10 protein-coding genes are annotated in these 22,023 nt (G+C 61.2%); all 10 read right to left on the bottom strand.

The features are described 5' to 3' along the window. Positions 1–13: 13 nt before the first annotated feature. Positions 14–1,318: a sugar MFS transporter gene (locus tag CLV45_RS18075; RefSeq protein ID WP_100337878.1), complete on the bottom strand. Its 1,305-nt coding sequence runs from the start codon at positions 1,316–1,318 to the stop codon at positions 14–16. 150 nt (positions 1,319–1,468) lie between these two features. After that, on the bottom strand, positions 1,469–2,887 hold the full coding sequence (locus CLV45_RS18070; protein WP_157807630.1) for a T9SS type A sorting domain-containing protein: 1,419 nt from the start codon (positions 2,885–2,887) through the stop codon (positions 1,469–1,471). A 171-nt stretch (positions 2,888–3,058) separates the two neighbouring features. Then, on the bottom strand, positions 3,059–3,949 hold the full coding sequence (locus CLV45_RS18065) for a glycoside hydrolase family 16 protein (protein WP_100337876.1): 891 nt from the start codon (positions 3,947–3,949) through the stop codon (positions 3,059–3,061). A gap of 287 nt (positions 3,950–4,236) precedes the next feature. After that, entirely contained in the window at positions 4,237–5,493 is a 1,257-nt protein-coding gene (locus tag CLV45_RS18060; protein ID WP_100337875.1) for a PKD domain-containing protein, read from the bottom strand. An 81-nt stretch (positions 5,494–5,574) separates the two neighbouring features. Next, on the bottom strand, positions 5,575–7,053 hold the full coding sequence (locus CLV45_RS18055) for a RagB/SusD family nutrient uptake outer membrane protein (RefSeq protein ID WP_100337874.1): 1,479 nt from the start codon (positions 7,051–7,053) through the stop codon (positions 5,575–5,577). Positions 7,054–7,074: 21 nt separating this feature from the next. Further along, positions 7,075–10,260: a SusC/RagA family TonB-linked outer membrane protein gene (locus CLV45_RS18050; protein WP_100337873.1), complete on the bottom strand. Its 3,186-nt coding sequence runs from the start codon at positions 10,258–10,260 to the stop codon at positions 7,075–7,077. Between the two features lie 78 nt (positions 10,261–10,338). Further along, a complete protein-coding gene (locus CLV45_RS18045) occupies positions 10,339–12,816 on the bottom strand; it encodes a glycoside hydrolase family 3 N-terminal domain-containing protein (protein ID WP_157807629.1) in 2,478 nt (825 codons plus the stop codon). A gap of 288 nt (positions 12,817–13,104) precedes the next feature. Then, entirely contained in the window at positions 13,105–15,030 is a 1,926-nt protein-coding gene (locus tag CLV45_RS18040; protein WP_170061888.1) for a 7TM diverse intracellular signaling domain-containing protein, read from the bottom strand. A gap of 223 nt (positions 15,031–15,253) precedes the next feature. After that, positions 15,254–17,140 (bottom strand): cellulase family glycosylhydrolase, encoded by a 1,887-nt coding sequence (locus CLV45_RS18035; protein ID WP_170061887.1) that lies wholly within the window; start codon positions 17,138–17,140, stop codon positions 15,254–15,256. Positions 17,141–17,288: 148 nt separating this feature from the next. Then, entirely contained in the window at positions 17,289–21,575 is a 4,287-nt protein-coding gene (locus tag CLV45_RS18030; RefSeq protein WP_100337869.1) for an Ig-like domain-containing protein, read from the bottom strand. Between the last annotated feature and the right edge of the window lie 448 nt (positions 21,576–22,023).

Below are 22,023 nucleotides of genomic sequence, written 5' to 3'. Positions count from 1 at the left end.
TAGAGTATTCAGTCTAGGGCTGCGCTGGGGCCGTGGGCCGGCTGCCGCGCAGGCCGTACCACACGATATAGAGGTAGCAAAGCACGGGCAGGATAAAGGCCAGGCGCAGGGCGTGCACCCCGCCCCCGCCGCTCTGGCTGTCGGCAATGAGGCCGAACAGGGGCGGAATGATGGCCCCACCCACAATGGCGGCCGAGAGTAGGCCCGAGGCATCCTCGGTGTGGCGGCCCAGGCCAGCTACGGCCAGCGTGAAGATAACCGGGAACATGATGGAGTTCATCAAACCCACGGCCAGCAGGCTCCACATGGCTACTGGCCCGCTGGTATTAATCGAAATCAGGACCAGCAGCACCGCTCCCACGGCCGCTACGGCCAGCACCCGGCCAGGTTTGACGGCCCGCAACAGGAAGATGCCCGCAAAGCGCCCTATCATGGCGGCGCCCCAGTAGAAGGCCACCTGCTCGCCGGCGCTGCGGGCGGCCATACCCATTACTTCGGGCTGGCTCAGGTAGCTCACAATGTGGGAACCAATGGCCACCTCGGCGCCTACGTAGGCAAAGATGCCCACCAGGCCCAGCAGCAGATGGCGGAACTGAAACACGCTCTGGGTGGAGCCGGCCGGGGCAGGCTCGTGGGTAATGGTCGGCAGCTTTAGAAACGCCAGCAGCAGGCTGATAAGCACCAGTACCGCCCCAATACCCAGATACAGGTATTGTACCGAGGTAATGTCCAGAGCGGCCGTCTGGGCGGCCGTAAGTTTGGTCAAGTCGGGCAGGTGGGACAAAATCAGGCGGGCCCCCAGGATGGGCGCAATGGTGGTGGCCAGGGAGTTGAAAGCCTGGGTGAGCGTAAGGCGGGACGAGGCCGTAGCGGGCGGCCCCAGAATGGCCACGTAGGGGTTGCCGGCCACCTGCAGCGTCACGACGCCGGTAGCCAGCACGAACAAGGCGCCCAGAAACAGGCCGAAGGTGCGACTCTCGGCGGCCGGGAAAAACAGGAAGCAGCCCAGGGCCGCCACCAGAAAGCCGACCAGCATGCCCCGCTTGTAGCCCAGGTATTTCACGACCAACCCGGCCGGAACGCCCATGACCAGGTAGGCCCCGAAAAAGCAGAAGTTTACCAGGTTGACCTTGGCGTAGCTCAGCGTGAAGAGGCCCTTGAGGTAGGGAATCAGAATGTCGTTGAGACAGGTAATGAAGCCCATCATAAAGAACAGCACCGTCAGCGAGGCCAGGGCCGAGGTATAACGCGGGGCATCGGGGCTGGCGCCGGCAGCAGCTGCCGACGGGCCGACGGAGGAAGGAGCAACAAGAGCCATAGAAAGGAGCTATAGAGTTCGAAAAGCCAATAGTAAGGATTTGAGACGCAAAAAGAGGCCGGTCCGCTCTCCTAACCATTGCGGAACCGGCCTCTTGGCCACGGCGCTTGTCTGCATGAGCAAGCGGGCGTGGTGCTTGCGTAAAAGAGCTTAGTGGACGATGCTAAACGCCCGGCTCACGGCCCGGTCGCCGACTTCCAGGCGGTAGTGGTAGAGGCCGGCGGCCAATGAGGTCGTGGTTAGCTGCACGCTATGGTCGCCGCCGGTTTGGGACTGGTTGTCGAGCAGGGTAGCTACGCGGCGGCCCTGGGCGTCGTACACGGCCAGCGTGACCGTAGCGGGCTTGGCCAGCGAGAAGCTGATGCTGGTTTGCTCAGCGGCCGGGTTGGGCCAGCAGGGCGCCAGCTCCGCGCCCAGGGGGCGGGCCGCCGTGGTGGCCGAAGTAGTTTGCAGCGTGGGGCCGTACCAGTCGTCGAGGTAGTAGCGGCCTTTGGTGGTCGTGTTGGGCGCAATCAGCAGCACCAATTCATTCACCGAGGTCGAGGAAATGGTGGCGTCGGGCCGGTTGCTGTTGGTGAAAACCAGGGTTTCCCAGGCGTTGGTAGCCGTGGTAGTAGCCACGTACTCCGAGTGGCGGCCCAGCGGGTAGTTGGTGGCCCCGGCCTTGGTCGAGTCCTGCATCGTAATCTGGAACTGAATGCCGGGCCCGGGGCTGAACACCTTCATGGTCATCTGCTTGGCATTGGTTAGATAGGCCGATACGTCGGCCGGGCGGCGCTTGGGGCGCACCACCAGCACGTCGTACTGCAGGTTGCTGCGGGTGTAGCGGCCCACCCGGGCACTGTTGTTGGCTGCCGACGACGCGTTATTGAGCGTGTCGCCGTTGAAGCCGCCGTTGCTCTTTTTGAGCACGTAGTTCAGCAGGCGGGTATTCTCGAAGTTCTCGTAGAGCTGATCCACTACCGGGGCGGCTGTTACCAGCTCGGGGCCCATGATGTCGTCGAGGTAGTAGGTGGCGCCGCTGTTGGTGCCGGGCTCAATGAGCAGCACCAGCTGGTCGGCGTCGGTGGGCGTTACGGTGGGGTCGAAAGTGCCGGCCCCGCCCGCGGTGTAGGTGAAGGTCAGGGTTTCCCAGGCGTTAGCCACAGTGGTCGTGGCGTTGAAGGTGCCGCCCAGGTTGCCGTTGGGGTAGCCCGTGCCCGCCTTGGTCTTGTTCTGCACCACAATCTGCACGGCCTTGCCCGCGGCTGGACTGTATATTTTCAGGCTGATTTTTTTGGTGCCAGCTAGGTAAGCCGAGGCGTCGGCCAGGCGCGGGGCCAGCGGATTGATGACGATGACGTCGAACTGCTCGGCCGTGTTGCGCACGTAGCGGCCCACCGTGGAGCTGCTATTGACCGTGTTGGCGGCGGGGTTGGCGGCCGTCTGGGTAAACACGCCGCTGGTGTAGGAGTACGACACCCGGCGGGTGGTTTCGAAGTTTTCGTAGAGCACCTGCCCCACCGCCGCCCGACCCAGCGGGAGCAGCAGACCAGCCAATACTAGTGCTTTCGTAAAGCGTTGCTTCATAATTCGTGCGGTAAAAGTGGTGGGAAAGTACATGCGGTGGCCGGGGCCGGCCAGCTGGCCCCGCCGGTTTTAGCGGCAGGGCACAGCAAGGGCTACTCATCTTTCGCCTTTGCGAAAAACAAGCTGATTATCAATCAACTACTAAATTAGCTTCGTCAGTGAACCCGCAGCCTACTTGTACTGGTAGTAGCGCACGTAGTCGATCTGCATCTGCTGGGGAAAAACCGTGTTAGCGGCCGGGTCGCCGTCGAAGTCACCGCCCACGGCCACATTCAGAATCATGAAGAACGGGTTGTTGAAGGGCCACGAGTGGGGACTCGTGTCGCCGGGGGTGAGGGTGTAGTAGGGCTGGGCGGCCCCATCGAAGTAAAAGCGAAGCATGTCTTTGCTGCGCACCACGCTGAAGACGTGAAAGTCGTCGGTAATGTCGGCATCGACTGGCTGGGTTTTGCCTTTATACTCCCGGGTACCCGCGCTGTTGGCAAAATGCATGGTCGTCAGGAATTCCCGGGGCTGGCTGCCGCGCAGCTCCATGATGTCAATTTCCCCGCACTTGGGCCAGTTGTTCTGGTCAATGTCGTTGCCCAGCATCCAAATGGCCGGCCAGATTCCCTTGCCCTTGGGCAGCTTGGCGCGCACGTCGATGCGGCCGTACTGGAAGCTTTGCTTGCCCTTGGTAACGAGGCGGGCCGAGGTGTAGGCGTTGTTGCCCGACTGCTGCTTGCGGGCCTCAATGAAGAGCTTGCCGCCGCTGAAGTAGGTGTTGTCCGCCGAGTTGGTGTAGTTCTGCAGCTCCTTGTTGCCCCAGCCGCCGCCGCCGAGCTCATACACCCACTTCGACTGGTCCAGGGAGCCGCCGTCGAACTCGTCGCCCCACACCAGGGTGGTGTACTGGCCGTAGTCCTTGGCTTCCTCGTTCACGACCGGCGTAGGTGGGGGCGGGTTCACGGGGCCGGGTACATTCTTGGTTTTGGTTTCGGTGCAGCTTAGCAGGCTCAGACTCAGCAGGGCACTGAAGCCCAACCGGGCGCTACGCTGGACAAACGGGGAGGGAAATTTCATGAGCTAATGAAAAAACTACCGCCGGGCGAAGGCACCGCGTCGGTTATTGGGCAATCATCTTTAAAAGTAACTCCTGGGCTATTGGCGGGCTATTACCGGCCCGCCGCACAAAAACCAGGCGATTTGTAGAAGTCGGGCTCCTAGCCAGCCAGTACAACGGCAGAGCCGATACAAGGCAGAAACCCAAGCTCGGGACCGGTGACCCAGCCCCGAGCCAGTAATACTGCAGCCGACAAGGCTGCGTTTGCTTCAGGAATCAAGTACGTAGAGAAGTAAAAGCCACTCCCCTACTTAGCAACCATCTTAATCGTAAATACCGTTCCACCGTTGGCGCCGCTACCGGCCCGCAGGGTCATCTTCTTGTCGGTGATTTCCAGGATGCGGTATACCTGCTCGGTTGGGGAGGCGTCGGTGGCGGCAATGAAGGCGCCGGGCCGCGAGAGGACAAACTGGGCCAGGCCGGCCCCGGCAGCCGGGCTGAAGAGGAAGGGCGAGGTGCCCGTCAGTGGCGCGCTGCAGCTGTAGCCAGCGGCCGCCGAGAAGGTTTCGGCCTTGGCATCGTAGCTATACACATTGGCCGCCGAGAAAGTAAACTCATCGTCCGACTGGCAGGTGGGCAGCTCACCGGGCTTCACCCCGGCAAAGTACGCCAGCGGGTTGGCTTCGGTGCCTACCGTAATGGGCGCATCAGCCTCATTGTCGAGCTTCCAGGTTTTCGACGTGCCCCCGGTCAGCAGCAGCTTAATGGGCGCCGTGGCGTCGTAGGGCATCATGGTGATGACCGTGCGGGTACCGTCGGGGTTGGTGCCGCGCAGGCGCAGCTTGGTGCTGGTGGCCTCCAGGATGTCGTAGGTTTTGTTGACCACCGAGTCGGCTGGGCCGATAAAGGTCTTGTTGCCCTTCAGGATAATCTGCGGATTGCCGTTGTTGGGCCGAAACACGAAGCTGCTCGAGCTGTTCAGCGACTTGCCGCAGGTGTTGTTCTGGAAGGTCTGCCCGGCGCTTTCGTAGTTGAGCGTAAAGCCGTTGCTAAACGAAAACTGGTCGTCGAGCTGGCAGGAATTCAAGGTAGTAGAAGCCGAAAGCTGGTTGCCGCTGGCGTCCTGCTTGACGATGGCGCCCGGCAGGTTCGACAACGACCAGACCCGGATACCACCGCTGGCGCAGCCCACTAGGTTGCTGAACGTGGCATTGGTGCAGGCATCGGGGATGGTAACGGTTTGCTTGGTCGAAATACTGGTGCCCCCGCGGCCGGCCGTTATCATCTCTATCTGGTAGCCCCCGGGGCGGGTGTAGGTGTGCTGCACTTTCTCACCCGAGCCAATGGTGTTGTCGCCAAAGTTCCACTGGTAGAGGAAGCCGTCCTGGGCCGTGCTGGTAAAGCTGACCACCGTGGGAAACTCGGTAGCGTTGGCTTGGAACGTAAAGTTAGACTGGGGCACGGCGCCCTCAAGCGCATAATCTTTGGCGTCTTTCTCGCAGGAGGCCAGCAGCAACGGAGCAGCCAGCAAGCCCAGGGACGCCAAACGGAAGATATTTTTCATGGGAATGCAGAGGAAATGTTCGGTGGGAGGCAAAGCGCCCGGCGGCCCGCGGCAGTTACCGGCAGGCCACCGGGCAACTAATTAATAGCCCTGGTTCTGGCTCAGGCCCGGGTTCACGTCGCGCTCCGACTGTGGAATCGGCAGCAGCACGTTGTAGGGCTTCACGCCTTTGGCCTTGAGCTGGGGCGAGGTGAGCAGCTCCCCGGTGCGCTTCATGTCAAACCACCGGTCCATTTCGAAGGCCAGCTCGTACTTGCGCTCCTTCCACACGGCCCGCTTGAAGTCGTCGGCGCTGATGCCGGCGGCAATATCATGGCCGGCGGCGTTGGCGAAGGCGCGGCGCCGCACCTTGTTAATGGCCTCCAGACCTTCCGGCGTGGGCCCTACGGCCTCGGCCAGAATCAGGTACACCTCGGCCAGGCGCATCACCGGAATGTTGAGCTCCGAGTCCCAGATGTTGGTGTTGACTTTGCCTATAAACCACTTTTTCACGCCGTAGCCGTTAGGCGAGCCGGGCAGTTCATTGGGCTGCACACGGCCGTCGGGGTATTTGTCGCCGGGCATCCAGATGGTCACGGCGCGACGGGTGTCGCCGGCCTCGTAGCCCGCCACGAAGTCGGGCTCGGGAATGTTGAAGCCGTAGCCGCCCTGGGGCACGATACCCTGGCCGCGGGGGCCCATAAACTCGTTGCCGCTCCAGCCCAGGCCATCCTGGGTCCACTGGTTGCGGCCCGCAATGTACTGCACCTCGAACATCGACTCCTTGCCGTTCTCGTTGGCCACCTTGAAGTTGTCACCGTAGTTGTCCCACAGCGACTTGCCGCTGGAGCTGATGACGCTCCGGGCCTGGGTAGCCGCGTCCGGCAGCTTGCCTTCGGTCAGGTACACCTTGGCCAGCAGCGCCGCCGCCGACCACTTAGTGGCCCGGCCGATGTCGTCGCCGGAGTAGGAGGCGGGCAGCTTGGTAATGGCATCTTTCAGGTCGGCCTCAATCTGAGCGTACACCTGGCTGGCGGGCGTGCGGGCAATGTTGACTTCGGCCGTCGTTTTGGGCGGCTTGGTTAGCAGCGGTACGTCGCCGAAGGCCCGCACCAGGTCGAAGTAGTACTTGGCCCGCAGAAACTCGGCCTCGCCCAGGCTGCGCGTCTGGACGGCGGGGTCGATGCTCATGCCGGGCACTTTTTCCAGCACGATGTTAGCCCGGCCAATGCCCACGTAGCAGCTACCCCACAGGCGGGTAGTCAGGGTGTTGGTCGTGGGAATGTTGAAGTTGTCGAGCTGCTGCTGCTCCAGGCCGTCGCCGCCACCACCGCCGCCGGTGGTCGACAGGTCCGAGCCGATGTCGCCGATTCCCCAGAGGGCGGAGTTGTACTGCCCGGCCTTGCCCAACTCGCTGTAAATAGCGTTGGTGGCCTGAATGGCGTCGGTGGTGGTTTTATAGAAGTTGGCGTCGGTTACCTGGTCGGTCGGGGTTTCTTCCAGAAACTTCTCCCCGCAACTGGTGAGCAGGCCCAGGCTCAAAAGCAGGGCGCCGCCGGAATACTTAGTGAAGGTTGACATAATCGGAGGGTGGTTAGGAGATTAGAAGCCGATGTTGAGGCCGGCCAGGAATACGCGCGACTGAGGGTACACGCCCAGGTCGACGCCACGGGAACCTACTTCGGGGTCGTAGCCGCTGTACTTGGTCAGGGTCAGCAAGTTCTGGCCGCTCACGTACACGCGCAGCTGCTTGGCCGCAATGCGGCTCATGATGCTCTGGGGCAGCGTGTAGCCCAGGGTCAGGGTTTTGATGCGCATGTAGGAGCCGTCTTCCACGTAGTAGCTGCTCACGCGCAGGTTGCCGTTCGGGTCGCCGGCTACGGCGCGGGGCACGTCGTTGCTGGTGCCGGGGCCGGTCCAGCGGCCCAGTACCCGGCGGCTGCCGTTGCTGTTGCCATACAGGGCGCTTTCCAGGATGTAGCGGTTCTGGTTGTAGATGTCGTTGCCCTGCGAGCCTTGCAGGAACATGTTGAAATCAAAACCCTGCCAGCTCAGCGTGTTATTCAGGCCGTAAGTGAAGTCGGGGTTGGGGTTGCCGATAAAGGTCCGGTCGCTGGCGTTGATGACGCCGTCGTTGTTGAGGTCCTTGAAGCGGATGTCGCCGGGGGCCGTGCTCTTGGCCGGGTTGTCGCCGGCCGTCTGGGTGGCGTGGTTTTTCACTTCTTCCTGGGTTTGGAAGATGCCATCGGCCACCAGGCCGTAGAAGGCGCCGAAAGCCTGGTTCTGGTCGTAGCGCACAATCACGCCGCTGAGTACGCTCAGGCCGTCGTAGGGCTTGCCCTCGCCCAGCGACTCGAGCTTGGTCTTGTAGGCCGACACGTTTAGGGTCGTGGTCCAGTTCAGGGCCGAGCCGCTGCCGCGCAGGTTGTGCGAGGTGAACGAGAAGTCGACGCCGCGGTTGTAGGCCGAAGCCGCGTTGCGGTTAACGGGCTCATACGTACCCGATACCAACGACACCGGCACGGGCGCAATCAGGTTGGGCGAGCTGCGGTTGTAGAGGTCCACGGTAGCCTCGAAGCGGTTGTCGAGGAAGCCGAAATCCAAGCCAATGTTCGTCTGGTTGTTGGTTTCCCAGCGCAGGTCGTAGTTGGGCAGGCGGGTAGGAGCGGCGCCGGTCTGAATGGTGCCGTTGGGCCCGAAGGGATACTGAATGCCCGAGTTGATGGCAAACAGGTAGGCAAAGCGGCCGGCGTTGTTGGGGTTACCCACTTTGCCGTAGCCGGCGCGCAGCTTCAGGTTGCTGATGGCGCGGTTGTCTTTCAAAAACTCTTCTTCCGAAATGCGCCAGCCAGCCGACACGCCCGGGAAGAAGCCAAATTTTTTGCCGGGCTCGAAGTTGCTCACCCCGTCGTAGCGCATAATGGCCTGGAAGAGGTACTTACCGGCAAACTCATAGTTGAGACGACCGAAGTAGCTGGCCAGTTTCTGCCGGGGCTGAATGTTGCCGGAGTTGGAAATCTGGGTGTTTACCGGCCCCGAGTTAATCGTCTGCAGGTCGTTGCGCAGGTAGCCGGTGCGGTAAGCTCCCACGTCCTGCTGGTCAATAATCTGCCCCGACTGCCCCAGCAACACCGTCACTTGGTGGCGGTCGGCAAAGAGGTGGTCGTAGGTCAGCGTGTTTTCAATCAGGTAGCTCTGATTGTAGTTCGAGGTGGCCGAGCCGCCGGCCGTGGCCTGCCCGTAGCGCGTGGAGTAGGTTTCGTCACCTACTTTCAGCTCGGGTACCCCGGGCCGGAAGGCGTTGTAGTTGTCAAAAATCAAGTCGGCGCCCACGTTGGTCCGCCAGCGTAATCCTTTTAGCGGCTCTAGTTCGGCGAAGAAAGTCGTCAGGCCGCGGTTGCGGGAAAACTTCTGGTTGGCGAGGGTCGCCGAAGCCAGGGGATTTTCCTCCACAAAGTTGTCCTGGGCGCCGCGGGGCTCATAGTAGTAGCCATCGGGGCGGTACAACGGGATGATGGATGGAATGCGGATGGCCTGTTGAATCGTGCCGTATTCGCCGTTGCGGGAGCCTTCCGTGCCACCGCCCGAGGGAATCTGCCGGTCGTTCAGGTGAGTGAGCGAGATATTGCTGCCCAGCTTCAGAATCTTGTTCATCTGCAGGTCGCCGTTGGCCCGCAGCGTGTAGCGCTCGAAGTGGGAGCCAACTACGGTACCATCCTGCTGGAAGTAGCTACCCGACACGGCAAAGCGGGCCTTGTCGCTGCCGCCGGTAGCCGAGAGGGCATAATTCTGAATGGCCGCCCGGCGGAATACCTCGTCCTGCCAGTCGGTGCCCTCGCCCAGGGCGTCGGGGTTGCGCAGCCGGTCCACCACGATTCGCTCGCCACCGGCAATGCGGTTTTCGTTGTTGATGATGGCGTATTCCTTAGCCGAAAGCAGATCCAGCTTGCGCCACACCTGCTGCACGCCGCGGTAGGCGTCCAGGTTGATAGTTGACACGCCGGCCTTGCCCCGCTTAGTGGTAATGATAACCACGCCGTTGGCGGCCCGCACCCCGTAAATGGCCGTGGCCGAGGCGTCCTTCAGGATGTCAATGGTTTCAATGTCGTTGGGGCTGATGGCATTCAGCTGGTTCTCCCCTCCTTCGGGCAGCGGAAAGCCGTCGACGACGTAGAGCGGGTTGTTATTGCCGGCCGAGGTAATGCCCCGCACCCGGATAGAGGTACCCGCTGCACCGCCCGGCGCACCGCCGTTGGATGTAACTGTAACCCCAGCCGCCCGGCCCTGCAGGGCTTGGGTAGCATCGGCCACCGGCTGGGTGGCAATTTCACGGGCCGAAACCGACGACACGGCGCCCGTTACGCTGGTCCGCTCCTGGGTACCGTAGCCCACTACGACTACTTCATTCAGGGCTTTCAGGTCGTCGTTGAGCGTCACGGCCAGATTGCCGCTGTTGCTGCTGGTCACGGCCACTTCCTGGCGCAGATAGCCTACGTAGCTGAACACCAGCGTGCTGTTTTCCGGCACGTTCAGCACAAAGGTGCCATCCGAGTTAGTGGAAGTACCGATGGTAGTGCCTTTCACCAGCACGGTTACGCCCGGTAGGGGCTCCCCCGAGCTCTGGGTCACCCGGCCCGATACCTGAATATCGGCCAGCGTGGGGCGCCCGGCAATGGGCAGCGGCAGGGCGGGAGAACCGGCCAGGGCCGGGGCAGCCAGCGTAGGCAGCCCTAGCGAAGCCAGAAGCAAAGCCCGCCGCAGGAAATGCGGGTAATTATTTGCATTCATGAGGGTAGGAATTGGAAGTGGAGAGCAAAAACAACTAAAGCACCCGGGCCAAACATGCGCCGGCCGGGGCCGACAATTTTAGGGTTGGGAACCACTGCCCTTCTGCCCGAGCGGGGCAGTGGTAGCAGCGGCCGGAGCAGCGTAGCGGAAGCGCCGGGTCTGGTCGCCCACGCGCAGGGTGAAGTAGCCTTCTTCCAGCTGGGACTGGCCCTGGGCATTGGGGTAGCTTAGGTGGCGCTGGGGTTGAATTTCAAAGACCATTTCGCGGGTTTCACCGGGCTGAAACGCCTGCTTCTCGAAATGCTTGAGCAGGCGCACGGGCCGGGTAATGCGGCCTACCTCATCGGTCAGGAACCAGAGCACAGCCTCTTTGCCGGCGCGCTTACCAGTATTGGTTACCTGCACCGTAGCCCGCACCGCGCCGTTGCCGGTCAGCACCGAGTCGCTGAGCTGCAGGTTGCGGTAGCGAAACGAGGTGTAGCTCAAGCCTTCGCCGTACTCAGTGAGCATGGCGGGCTTAAACTTGGGCCCGCGGTTTTCGAAACCGGCCCCGAAGTCGCTCAGGTCGAGCGAGTTTTCATTGTTGTCGTGGTGGTAGGGCGAAATGTGGCCGGCAAACTGCGGATACGTAAAGGAGAGCTTGGCGCTGGGGTTCACCTTACCGCTGATGATTTCGGCAATGGCCTGCCCACCGCCGAAGCCCGGCAGCCCGCCCCACAGAATGGCCGACGACTTTTCGGCCACGGTCCGGATGATACTGGGCCGGCCGCCGATGATGACGAGCACCGTGGGTTTGCCGGCGGCCTGAGCCGCGCGCACCAGTTGCTGCTGGTCGTCGGGCAGGGTCAGGTCGCTGGTATTGCCCAGGCCTTCGGTGTAGGGCCGCTCCCCGATGGCCAGCACTACGGCGTCGGCTTTGCGGGCGGCGGCCCCGATGCTGGTCAGGCTCAGCCTGCCGGCCGCGTCGCGGTAGGGCAGGGTTTCAACCTGGGCGCCAGGAAATTCCTTTTTAAGGGCGGCGTAAATAGTCAGTACTTCTTTCGGATACTCGGCTTCGGGGCGGCCTTGCCAAGCCAGGGTCCAGCCGCCGGCCAGGTTGGCGCGGGAGTCGGCCGAGGGGCCCACTACCAGCAGGCGTTTCACGGCAGCCGGGGCCAGCGGCAGGGTCTGGTTGTCGTTCTTGAGTAGCACCACCGATTCGCGGGCGGCTTCCACGGCCTGCAGCTTCAGCGCCGGGTCGCCCACGCGGTTGAGGCGGTCGGTGCGCGGCATGGGATGTTCGAACAAGCCCAGCTCGTCCTTGAGCTGCAGTACCCGCCCCGCCGAAAGGTTGATACGCTCTTCCGAAAGCCGACCTTCCTGCACCAGCTCCTTCACGTAGCGGCAGAAATTAGTGGTGTAGGGCGTCATGGCCATATCCACACCGGCGTCGATGGCCATAAAGGTGGCTTCCTTTTCGTTGGCAGCCGTTTTCTGCACCCGCACCAACCGGATAATGTCTTCCCAGTCGGTCACGGCCACGCCTTTAAAGCCCATCTGGGTGCGCAGCAGGTCGGTCAGAATGGCCTTGGAAGCGTGCACCGGCTCCCCGTTGATCAGGCCGCTGTTGATCATGACCGTTTTCAGGCCGGCATCCATGGCAGCCTGAAATGAGGGCCGGAAAAACTCCTGAATCCGTTGCTCCGAAATCATGGCGTTGGTCCGGTCCCAGCCGTTGCGCGGGTCGGAATAGCCCAGGAAGTGCTTGCCGCAGGCCGCTACTTTGTAGGGAGCTATTTCGGTATTCTCCTGTAGCTCCTTCACGAAGGCGGCGCCCATGGTGGCAGCCACCAGTGGGTCTTCACCGTAGGTTTCGTACACCCGCGGCCAGTAGGTATTCACGCCCAGGTCAAGTACTGGCGCAAATACCCAGTGGTGGCCCAGGTCGGCCGATTCCAGCACCGTAGCGCGGGCCGTTTGCCGGGCAAACTCCGGGTTGAAGCTGGCACCCAGGTTCAGGTTATGCGGAAAGATAGCCGTGCCCGCCACATAGCTGGCCCCGTGCATATGGTCAATGCCGTAGATAATAGGAATGTGCAGGCGGGACTCGCGCAGGGCAATGCGCTGCAGGGCTGCCGAATATTTTACCCACTGCGCCGCCGGCACGGCCTCGCCATTCAAAAAGGAGCCCACATGGTAGTCCCGAATCAGGGGAACCAGCTTGGCCGAGTCCAGGGTAATGTCGCGCTGCACCCCGGTAGTATTAATAACCGTGTTGGTGAGCTGGGTCATCTGCCCAATTTTCTCTTCCAGCGTCATCTGGGCTAGCAGCGCCGTTACCCGCTCACTCACCACAGGACGAGGCAGGGCACTGCTAGCCGCAGGTGCTGACGGAAGAGTAGCGGCGGAAGTAGCCGGAATCGTTTGCACCGCGGCACGCTGGCAGCTGCTCCAGGTACACAGCGTCGTACCCAGCAGCAACGTGTAAGCAACACGGACTGTTAGCGCGTCTAGTACGGATGAGTAGCCCTTGACAACTCCAACGGGAGCCTCCGAGGTGGGGTGGGAAGTAGTCATTTCGATGGGGGGAATACCCAAAGATATCTTTACTTGTTCGGCAAATGCAATAGCAAAAACCCTTAATACGCCCTATAAACAGGGTTTTTTCACCTACTTCACATCGTGATTATACACTTACCGCACACGCTTTAAGACACAATTGCGGCCAATTACGACCTGAGCCCTGTTTTATCGCAAAATGGCACTTGCGGCTAAAAAACAATGAGAAAAGAGGCCTTGAAGGGCCATTTTTCTAAAATATTTTTGCTGGCCAAGTAAATTTGTGCTGCAAACGTTTGCAGCTTCTCAGGATCGTTCGGTTTCCGCTACTGTTTGTTCCTCATCTACCGTAGTACTAGCGTCGAGCAATATGTGGGTCCAGCCCTCATTCTCATCGTAGTCAGCAGCTTGCCGACGGCGGCGCATGGCTTCCAAAACTTTCTGGCTAAAACTCCAGCAAGTACCCTGCCGCAGCTCTAGTACCCGGGAGAGCTCCTGGGAGGAGTAGTTGCCCTTGTGAGTGTAAATCAGAAAGACAGCGTAGAAAGCCTTGATGATAGAGAACTTACACTTTTGCAGCATTGTGTAGGCCGTAGCCGACTCTACGTAGCGGCACTTGGTGCAGCGGCGAGCATGGGCTTCGCGGGCGTCGCAGTACTTTTCATGCCCACACTTACGGCAGCGGTAACCATGAGCCCATTTCAGGTCGGCGAGGTAGCGCAGACAGGCGTCTTTGTCGGGGTAAATCTGGCTGAACTCGCCGAAGTCCACCTCTTTGGATAGCACCCGGGCCGTCTGGGCTTCCTGCAGATCACGCTGCAAGTCGGCGTTAAGCTTCTCAATAGCAGCTGATTGCAAAGCCAACAAACCATTAGCCTGGAGTAGCTCCCGGTTTTGAGCCACAATGGTTTCACTTTGCCGGCGCAGCTCCTCGGTGCGACGGGCCACCTGCTCTTCCAACTCAGAGTTGAGTTGATCCTTAAGGGTCTGGTTCTGGTTGAGCTGCTCCACTAACCGGTCTTGGGCTAAGTGTTTCTTACGCAGCTGCTTCACCAGCTTCTCCTGGGCCCGAATAGTGGCATCCTTGATGCTCTTGATTTTCTCGCCCAGCGCGTACGACAGCACGGCCACTTCGAAGACGAAGGCCACATTCATGCTATACACGGTAAAGGCATTGTTGAAGAAGTCGACGCCCAGCTTGCGAGTTATCAGGAATAGGAGGCTGACCACCACGCCGGCCTGGGCCAGCAAAAAGATGCGGGCCGGCCGGAAGCCCTGCCGATACACCTGAATAGCAGCGTAATACAACATGCCATAGGGCAGCAGGTAGAGCCAGAAACTGAAGCCCGACTGAATAAAGATGGTATCGAGCAGCAACAGGCCGGCGCTGAGCAATACTACCAGGCGCACGACCGGGTCGAAGCGGGGCAGGCGCTGGGGCGCATCGAGGAAGTGGCGGGCGTAATAGCCAAAGGTGAGCAGGAGCAGAATCGGGGCGCCGGCGTTGACAATCTGGTTGAGCCAGGGCAGCGTGGGCCAGATATACTCGAATCCCAGGCCGTCTTCCGAGAGGAAAAGCAGGCTGCAGCTAAGCACGTAGGCTACGTAGCGCAGGTAGGTTTGCTCACCTATAAACAAGAAAATGAACAAGTTATACACCACCATAATCAGCAGCACTCCATAGAAGCCGCCGAGCATGCCGTACTCACTCTGAAAGTGGGACGACAGCATGGCCTCGTTGCGCAACCGGCCCAGAAAGCTGGTTTTGGAGCTCGATTTCAGCCGCAGGTAATACGTGTGCGTTTGGTTGGGCTGCAGGTGGAGGCTGAACAGGAAGTTCTTGTAGGCGTAGGGCCGAGTGGAAAAGGGAAAGTCGGCGCCGGTACGCACGCCGGCGTACTGCCCGGTGACATTAGCCCCGTAAAACGTCAGGTCGTTGATGTGGGAATCGAACATCTCCAGGTACCAGTGATGCTCGTCGTAATCATCGGTATGCACGCTGATGCGCAGCCAGTAGGCCGACTCGGTGTTTTCGATGTTGCCGGCCTGTTTGCCGCCCGAGGTTACGTCGCCCGACTGAAACCGACGGTTCCATTTCGGGCTCAGCACGTCCTGCAGGGTGAGTCGGCCCGAAGGGTCTTCGAGCACGCTGTAGTATACTGGCTTGACGTAGAGCTCGTTAATCCCGGCGTGGATACGCAGAGTATCTTCGTGGGGTGCCGCCCGGGCCATGCCACAGCAGAAAAGGAATAGGCACAGGCAGCCCAAAATTCGCCAGTAGGAAAGACCGGCAGCCTGAAGTCGGGGGAATTTGCGGATGTAGGGCCTCATGTAGCTCCCAATTTAAGGAAACCAACGCAGGGCTGCCAGTAGTACCTCCGCCGGCGGCGACCTTCGGGCTGCTACGGGCGGGCCGAGGCCCCGAAAAGCGGCGGCGCTACTGGCGGGGCGCGGACTATTGCCCGCCCTGGGTGGTTGGGGTGGTGGATGGGTTGAATTGCAACCAGCTCAGACTGGCACCCGGCTGCTCCACGTAGAGCTGCAGGGTATGCCGACCGGCCGGCAGAGTAGTAGTCGGGACGGAAATAGTGGTCCAGGGAGCAGTAGGCGGCGTTTGGGGCACAGCCAGGGTACCAATGGCGGTGTCGTCGAGCTTGACGGTGAGGCGGGCCGGGGCGCTGGTGTCGTTTTTTACCCGGGCCTGCAGCGTGTAAGTTCCCGCTTTAGTCACCGTCACGGTGTAGTTGACCCACTCCCCGGCAGCCATGTCACTGATGGCGAATCCGTTGGAAGGCTTATCGGGGTTGACCTGAATGTCGATACCGTCGTTGCGGTACACGCTGCCGTTGTTGGTAGGCGCCTCCTTGCGGTAGTCGATTCGCTCGGCGTAAGCATCCTGGTAGGCAATGCCGTTGCGGCCCATGTCGTAGTCGGTGGCGTGGATGGTGCCGGGAATGCTGAGCGCGGCGTAGGGCGTGCGGGCCGTGGCCGGACCGGTGAGGGCGGCAATAACGTCACGGTTGGGCAGGCACTCCTTGAACTGGATATTGCGCAGCAGGGCCGTACGGCCTTCCGGGGTGAGGATGCTGCCGTAGGCGCGCACCCGCAGCAGGCTGGTCACGCCTTCTACCCGCTTCAGGTTCCAGTGGCACCAGCCGATATTCTGGGCGTTGAGGCCCTGCACGGCACCGGCAAACCACTCGTTGGAGTTTTCCCCGGTTTCACCGACCCACACCGGCACCTGCCATTTTGTGCGGAAAGCCACCAGGTTGTTAATCAGGTTGATCTGGTTCGGATTGGGGTCGGTGGCGGCGGGGTCGTTGGGGCACCAGTAGCGGTGGGCGTTGTAGACGATGTTGCGGCGGTCCGAAATCTGGAGCTTGTCGGGGGTGAGGTTGGTGTACTCGTTGCCGTAGCCGTTGCCTTCGAGCAAGACCAAATGCTGGTCGTTCTGGCGGCGTACGGCGGTGATGAGGCGGCTGTACAGCGCGCTTATTTCGGCATTATCGTTGGATAACCCATTCTCGGCGTTGACTTTATGCGGCTCGTTGATAAAGTCGTACATGGCCACGCGCGGGTCGTTCTGGTAGCGGGCCGAAAGCTTTTCCCAGAGCCGCACGGTGATATCCTGGTAGATCAGGCGGCCCTTGGCGTCCTTGCGCTTCCACAGGTCCAGAGGCAGGAAATTGTCGTTGATATTCCGGTCGAAGCCCTGGCCGCCGGGAGCCGCGTGCAAATCCAGGATGACGTACATATTGCGGGCTGCGCACCAGCTCAGCACCTCGTCGATGACGCGGAAACCGTCGAGGTTCTGGGCATCGGTGAAGAGCTGGTTCTGGTCGTACCACTGGGTCAGGCTCTGCACGTAAGCATCGAGGGCCTTGGAATCCCGGGGGCGGCGACTCACCTTGTTGCGTTCCAGACGCTGGGCCCGGGTCAGAAACAGGTCGTAGTGAAACGGCAGCCGCACGCAGTTGAAGCCCTGAGCGGCCACGAAGTCGATGTCGGCCTTGGTCACGAATTTGGCCCGGTAGTCGGCGTAAAAATCCTCCAGCTCCTTATCCGACATCGTGCGCAGCAAACCACCCCGGATGCGGGCCTGGGAGTCGAGGGTGTCGGTTTTGAGGATGTAGCTTTCCTGGAGCAGCCAGCCGCCCACGTTGAAGCCCCGCAGCACCACTTCCTTGCCGCCGGCATCGACCACCTTGCCACCCTGGGCACGCAGCATCGTCAGTTTCTGGGCCTGGGCGCCGCTGGCGGAGAAGAGTAGAACGAGCAGGGCCAGGGAAGGCCAGGAGCCGCGCAGCCGCCGGGAAAGACGCTGCCAATCAAAAGTTTTCATAGAAAAAAAGTGGGTTAACCAAATGCCGGAAATAGAAACGGGACGGGAATATCCCGCCCCGTTTCGGTGAAGCCCACCCAGGGTCTTCACCTCTCCCATTTACTATTGTGAAGCAGTGCCAGCGGTAGTCATCGGGCCGGGCAGGTGCTTAGTTCTTCATGATTTTCTGTACCTCTACCCCACTGCCGTTCTGCACGGTCAGGAAGTACACCCCATTGGGCAGGGTGGCCAGGTCCAAGTTAGCCGTGACCGTTCCGGCTGGCGTGGCCAGGTTCCGGACGGTGGCGCCGCGCATATCGGTTACGGTCAGCTGGTGGGCCGAAGCGCCGCGCAGCTCCACAGTCAGTTGGCTGGTCACCGGGTTGGGGTAAGCCGCGCCCACGACGCTGCCCTTCACGGCCGTGGCGGCCAGTGTGGCCTGGGCCGTGGTGCAGGTGCTGCCCACGGTGTAGCTGTGGGGTGTGGCGCTGGAGTTACGCTCGGTGGTGCTGGTACCCACGCGGTAGGTGAAGTAGAACGAGAGGGCCGCACCGGCCGCCTGGGCCTGGGAGAAGACGAAGTCGGAACCCGAGGCCGTCATCTGGTAGCCCGCGTAGCCACCGGTGCCCACTTTCACATACAGCAGGGCCATGGTGCTGCCCGCAATGGGCGTCAGGGGCACAAACTTCCAGCTCACGGTGCCGTTGGTGGTGCTCACCTCGTAGCGGTAGTCGCCGTTGGCTACCGTGCCGCCGCAGACGGTGCTGGTGCTGGCCGGCGTGCCGTACACTTCCAGTTCGTAGAGTGAATAGCCGTACGTAGTGCCGCGGGCCGTACCGTAGATGCGGACGTAGCGCCCCGCCCCGCTCAGGCCGGTGTGGTCGTTGGTCAGCGTCGTGTTGCCGGTCACGGTCTTGAGGGTGGTCCAGCTGGCGGCGTCGTTGGAAACCTGCACCAGGTAGTCTTTGCCGTAAGCCGCTTCCCAGGTCAGTTTCACCTGGCTCACGTTGTAACGGGCCCCGAGGTCGACGTAAATCCACTGCGGGTCGGCCCAGGCGCTGGCCCAGCGGGTGGAGGCGTTGCCATCCACGGCCAGGTTGCCACCAAACTCCGGAGCTTCGGTCGAGGAAGTCGTGGTTTGCTTGTTCAGCGCCAGGTTGGTGCCGGTTTGCGCCGCCGTAACGGTGATGCTCACGGCACTCGACGTCGTGACGGCGCCGCCGTTGTCGGTAGCTTTAACCGTGAGGCTGTAGGTGCCGGCCGCTACGCCCGTCCAGCTGAAGCTGTAGGGGCTCGTGGTATCGGTGCCGAGCAGGGTTGTGCCGTTGTAGAAGTCTACTTTGGTGATAGTGCCGTCGGTGTCAGCCGCGTTGGCCGTGATGGTTACGCTGGCCGGAGCCGAGAAGCTGCTGCCGCTAGCCGGAGCCGTAATGCTGGCCGTGGGCGCCGTGTTACCGGCCGCGTTGACCGTGATGCTCACCGCCGAGGAAGTCGTGGTAGCGCCGGCGTTGTCGGTGGCTTTGGCGGTAATCGAGTAGGTGCCAGCCGTGACGCCCGTCCAAGAGTAGCTGTAGGGGCTGCTGGTGTCGGTGTTGAGCAGCGTGGTGCCGTTGTAGAACTCCACCTTGGTAATCGTCCCGTCGGAGTCGGCGGCGTTGGCGCTGAGAGTCACGCTGGCCGGAGCCGTAAACGTGGCGCCGCTGGCCGGCGAGGTCAGGCTGACGGTGGGCGCGGCGTTGGTCGGCGTCGTCCCGGTCTTGACCAGGCTGCGGATGTTGTCGATGTGGTAGGTGGCGCTGGTCGTCGAGTTGGGCGCAAACAGAAACACGAGCTTGTCCACGTCCACGTCGGCGGTGCCCAGGTCCGGAGCGCTGGCGAAGGTGAAGGTCAGCGTGTGCCAGGCGTTGGTTTGCTTCACGGCAGCCTGGTAAATGCTGTGGCGGCCGGTGGGGTAGTTGCCGGTGTTCGACTGCGCCACATTCTCCAGCTGGCAGGAAACAACCGTGCCGACGGGTGCCGTGGTGTACAGGTCAATGGCAAAGGCTTTGTCGCCCTTCTTGTAGGCGCTACCGTCCTTGATGGCACTGGTGCGGAAGGCCAGCACGTCGTAGGTAGCCGTGGCGTTGCGGGCGTAGCGGCCCACTTTAGCCGAAGTATTCGGCGCCACAACGGCGGGGTTGGCCACGGTGGGCGAGTAGGTGCCGTCGGCGCTGAGGAAGGTCAGATTGTGCGTGGCCTCGTAGTCCTCGAACATGGTGCCGGCCGTGTAGGTCGGGGCCGCCGCGTACTTGGCCACCCGGATATTGTCGACGTAATAAGTGGCGCCGGTCATCGAGTTGTTGGCAAATAGGAAGGCCAGCTGGTCGATGCTCACATTGGCCGTGCCGGCGTCGGGCGAGGAAGTATAGGAGAAGGCCAGGGTTTCCCAGGCGTTCTGCTTGGTCGTGCGGGCCTCGTAGCTGCTGTTGCGGCCGGCCGGGTACGAATTGGCGGCCGCAGCTTTGTTCTGCAGGTTCAAAACCACCGGCGTGCCCACCGGAGCCGTGGTATACACGTCCACCAGAATCTGGTTGGTTTGGTCCTTGAACAGGCTGGCGTCTTCAATGACGCTGCCCGGCGTGCCGGCCGTAAAGAACAGCACATCATACTGTTGGGTCGAATTGCGCACGTATCGGGCTACTTTAGCCGAGGTGTTGGGGGCCGTGGCGCTGGGGTTGGCCAGGTTGGGCGTGTAGGTGCCGTTGGTCAGCGTGGCGTCGAAGGTCAGGCGGCTGGTGCCGTCGTAGTTTTCCAGCACGTCGGTAGCCACCACCGTCGGGTCGGGCTTCTTCTTGACCAGGATGTTGTCGAGGTAGAACGTGGCGCCCGAGTTGATGCCCGGCTGGAACAGGAATACCACGTTGTCGATGTCGTAGACGCTGGTGCCCGCGTCGATAACCTTTTCAAAATCAAACTCCAGGGTCTCCCAGGCGTTCTGCCGGCTGGTCGTGGCGAAGTAAGAGCTTTGCCGGCCCGTGGGGTAATTGGTAGCCAATACGGTGCGGCTGTTTTCAAACTGCATCGTGATTTTGCTGCCCACCGGGGCGGTAGAATACACGTCCATGTACACCTTGCGGCGGCCGGCGGCAAAGTCAGAGGCGTTGCTCACGGTTAGGCCCCGCACGTAGAGCACGTCGTACTGCTCGGCGGCGTTGCGCACGTATTTGCCGACCTTGGCTGAGGTGTTGGGCGCCACAGCGGCGGGGTTGGTCGTGGCCTGGGTCAGCACCCCGGTCATAGTGCCGTAAGTCAGGGCGCGGTTGGTTTCGTAATCCTCGTACACCCGGTCGAGCTGCAGCGGGGTGCTAACGGTTACCGTCTTAGTGTAAGCAGTAGTCGTGCAGCCGTTTACCGTCACGGTGGCCGTAACCGTGCCGCCCGTGCTACCCCAGTTTACCTGGATGGAGTTGGTACCCTGCCCGCTGGTAATACTCGCCCCGCTGTGCACCGACCAGCTGTAGGCGGCGCCGGCAATAGGGTCGAGGCGGTAGGTCTTACCTTGCTCGCCCTGGTACACCTGCCCGTCGCCGTACACGGCGTAGTTGGAAGGTCCGGTATACACCCGCACGTAGTCGACTTGGGTGGTAACGGGGAAATCGGTGGGCGTGGGGGCGGTGTTGCCGGTAAACGGCGTGCCGGGGCCGCCCACGGCCGTGTTCAGAATCAGGTAGTAATTGTTGGTGTTGAAGGGCCAGGCGTTGCCAAAAGTCGTTTCGGGCGAGGCCGTGTGGTAGAGGTTGCCGTCCACGAACCACTTGATCTGGTCGGGGCCCCACTCGATGGTATACACGTGAAAGTCAGCCGATAAGTCTACCGTGCCGCTGTATTCGCGGCCGGTGTAGTGCCAGCCACCGGCGTCGTAGTGAATGGTGCCCGCCACCGACTTGGGGTTCTTGTGCTTGGCCTCCATGATATCAATCTCGCCGGTGTAGGGCCAGTTGCCGGGGTCGGCCAGCATCCAGAAAGCGGGCCAGCTGCCCTGGGCCGAGGGCAGCTTCATCCGGGCTTCAATCTTGCCGAACTTAAAGGTTTGCAAAGCCCCGCTGGCCGTTTTGGACTGCAGCTTGGCCGAGGTATAGTTGTAGGTGCGGCCGCCTTCCACCGAGTTTTCGTAGCGGGTCGCAATATTCAGGTAGCCACCCGTAACGGTGGCGTTGGCGGCCCGGTACACTTGCAGCTCGGCGTTGCCGAAGTTGCAGTTGCCCACGTTGCAGCCGTCGCCTTCGTACACCTGCCACTTGCTTAGGTCGCCGGGCGTGTTAAACTCATCGGCCCACACGAGCTGGTTGCACTGGGCCCAGCCGGCGGCCGGAGCCCCGAGCAGGCAAAGTGCGGCCAGTACCAGCCGGCGGGCACTTCGAACCCATAATACCGGCGCACTTTGCAGCGCGCCCGGAGCGTAGAACTGAATTCTCATATTGCTTAAGCTGGATTGGTGGGGAATCAGCAAAGAGGCTGAGGCACGCGGGTGCCGCAGCAGCAATAGGTGGGATGAGACGCGGGTAGAAAGCGGAACGGAGACGAATAGTGAGCCAGTAAGGCCCGGAGCGGAAGTGCAAAAACTGGCAGCAGCCGGCCTGGTCGGTCTACTACCTACAAGGCAGGCCAATGCGCAAGCAGACAACCCGAAGCAAGGCCCACAAACGTTTGCAGGAGCTCAAATATTCAGACGTTGTTTGGCAAATGCAAGCTTAAAAACCCGCTTCCTAGCGCAGAAAAACGGTTTTGCAATCTACTACACAACTTCGCTATACACATACTACACACGCAAACCCCTGCCTTACTCCTCTGGGCTGGGTTCCTCCTTCAGGCAGGTCCACAGATAAAAAACAATGAAAAAAGTGCGGGGTCAGCCTAATTTTTAT

It is taken from the genome of Hymenobacter chitinivorans DSM 11115, from assembly GCF_002797555.1.
Classification (GTDB): Bacteria; Bacteroidota; Bacteroidia; order Cytophagales; family Hymenobacteraceae; genus Hymenobacter; species Hymenobacter chitinivorans.
Note: the sequence above shows the minus strand (reverse complement) of the source record. Positions and strands in the feature narration are given on the sequence as shown.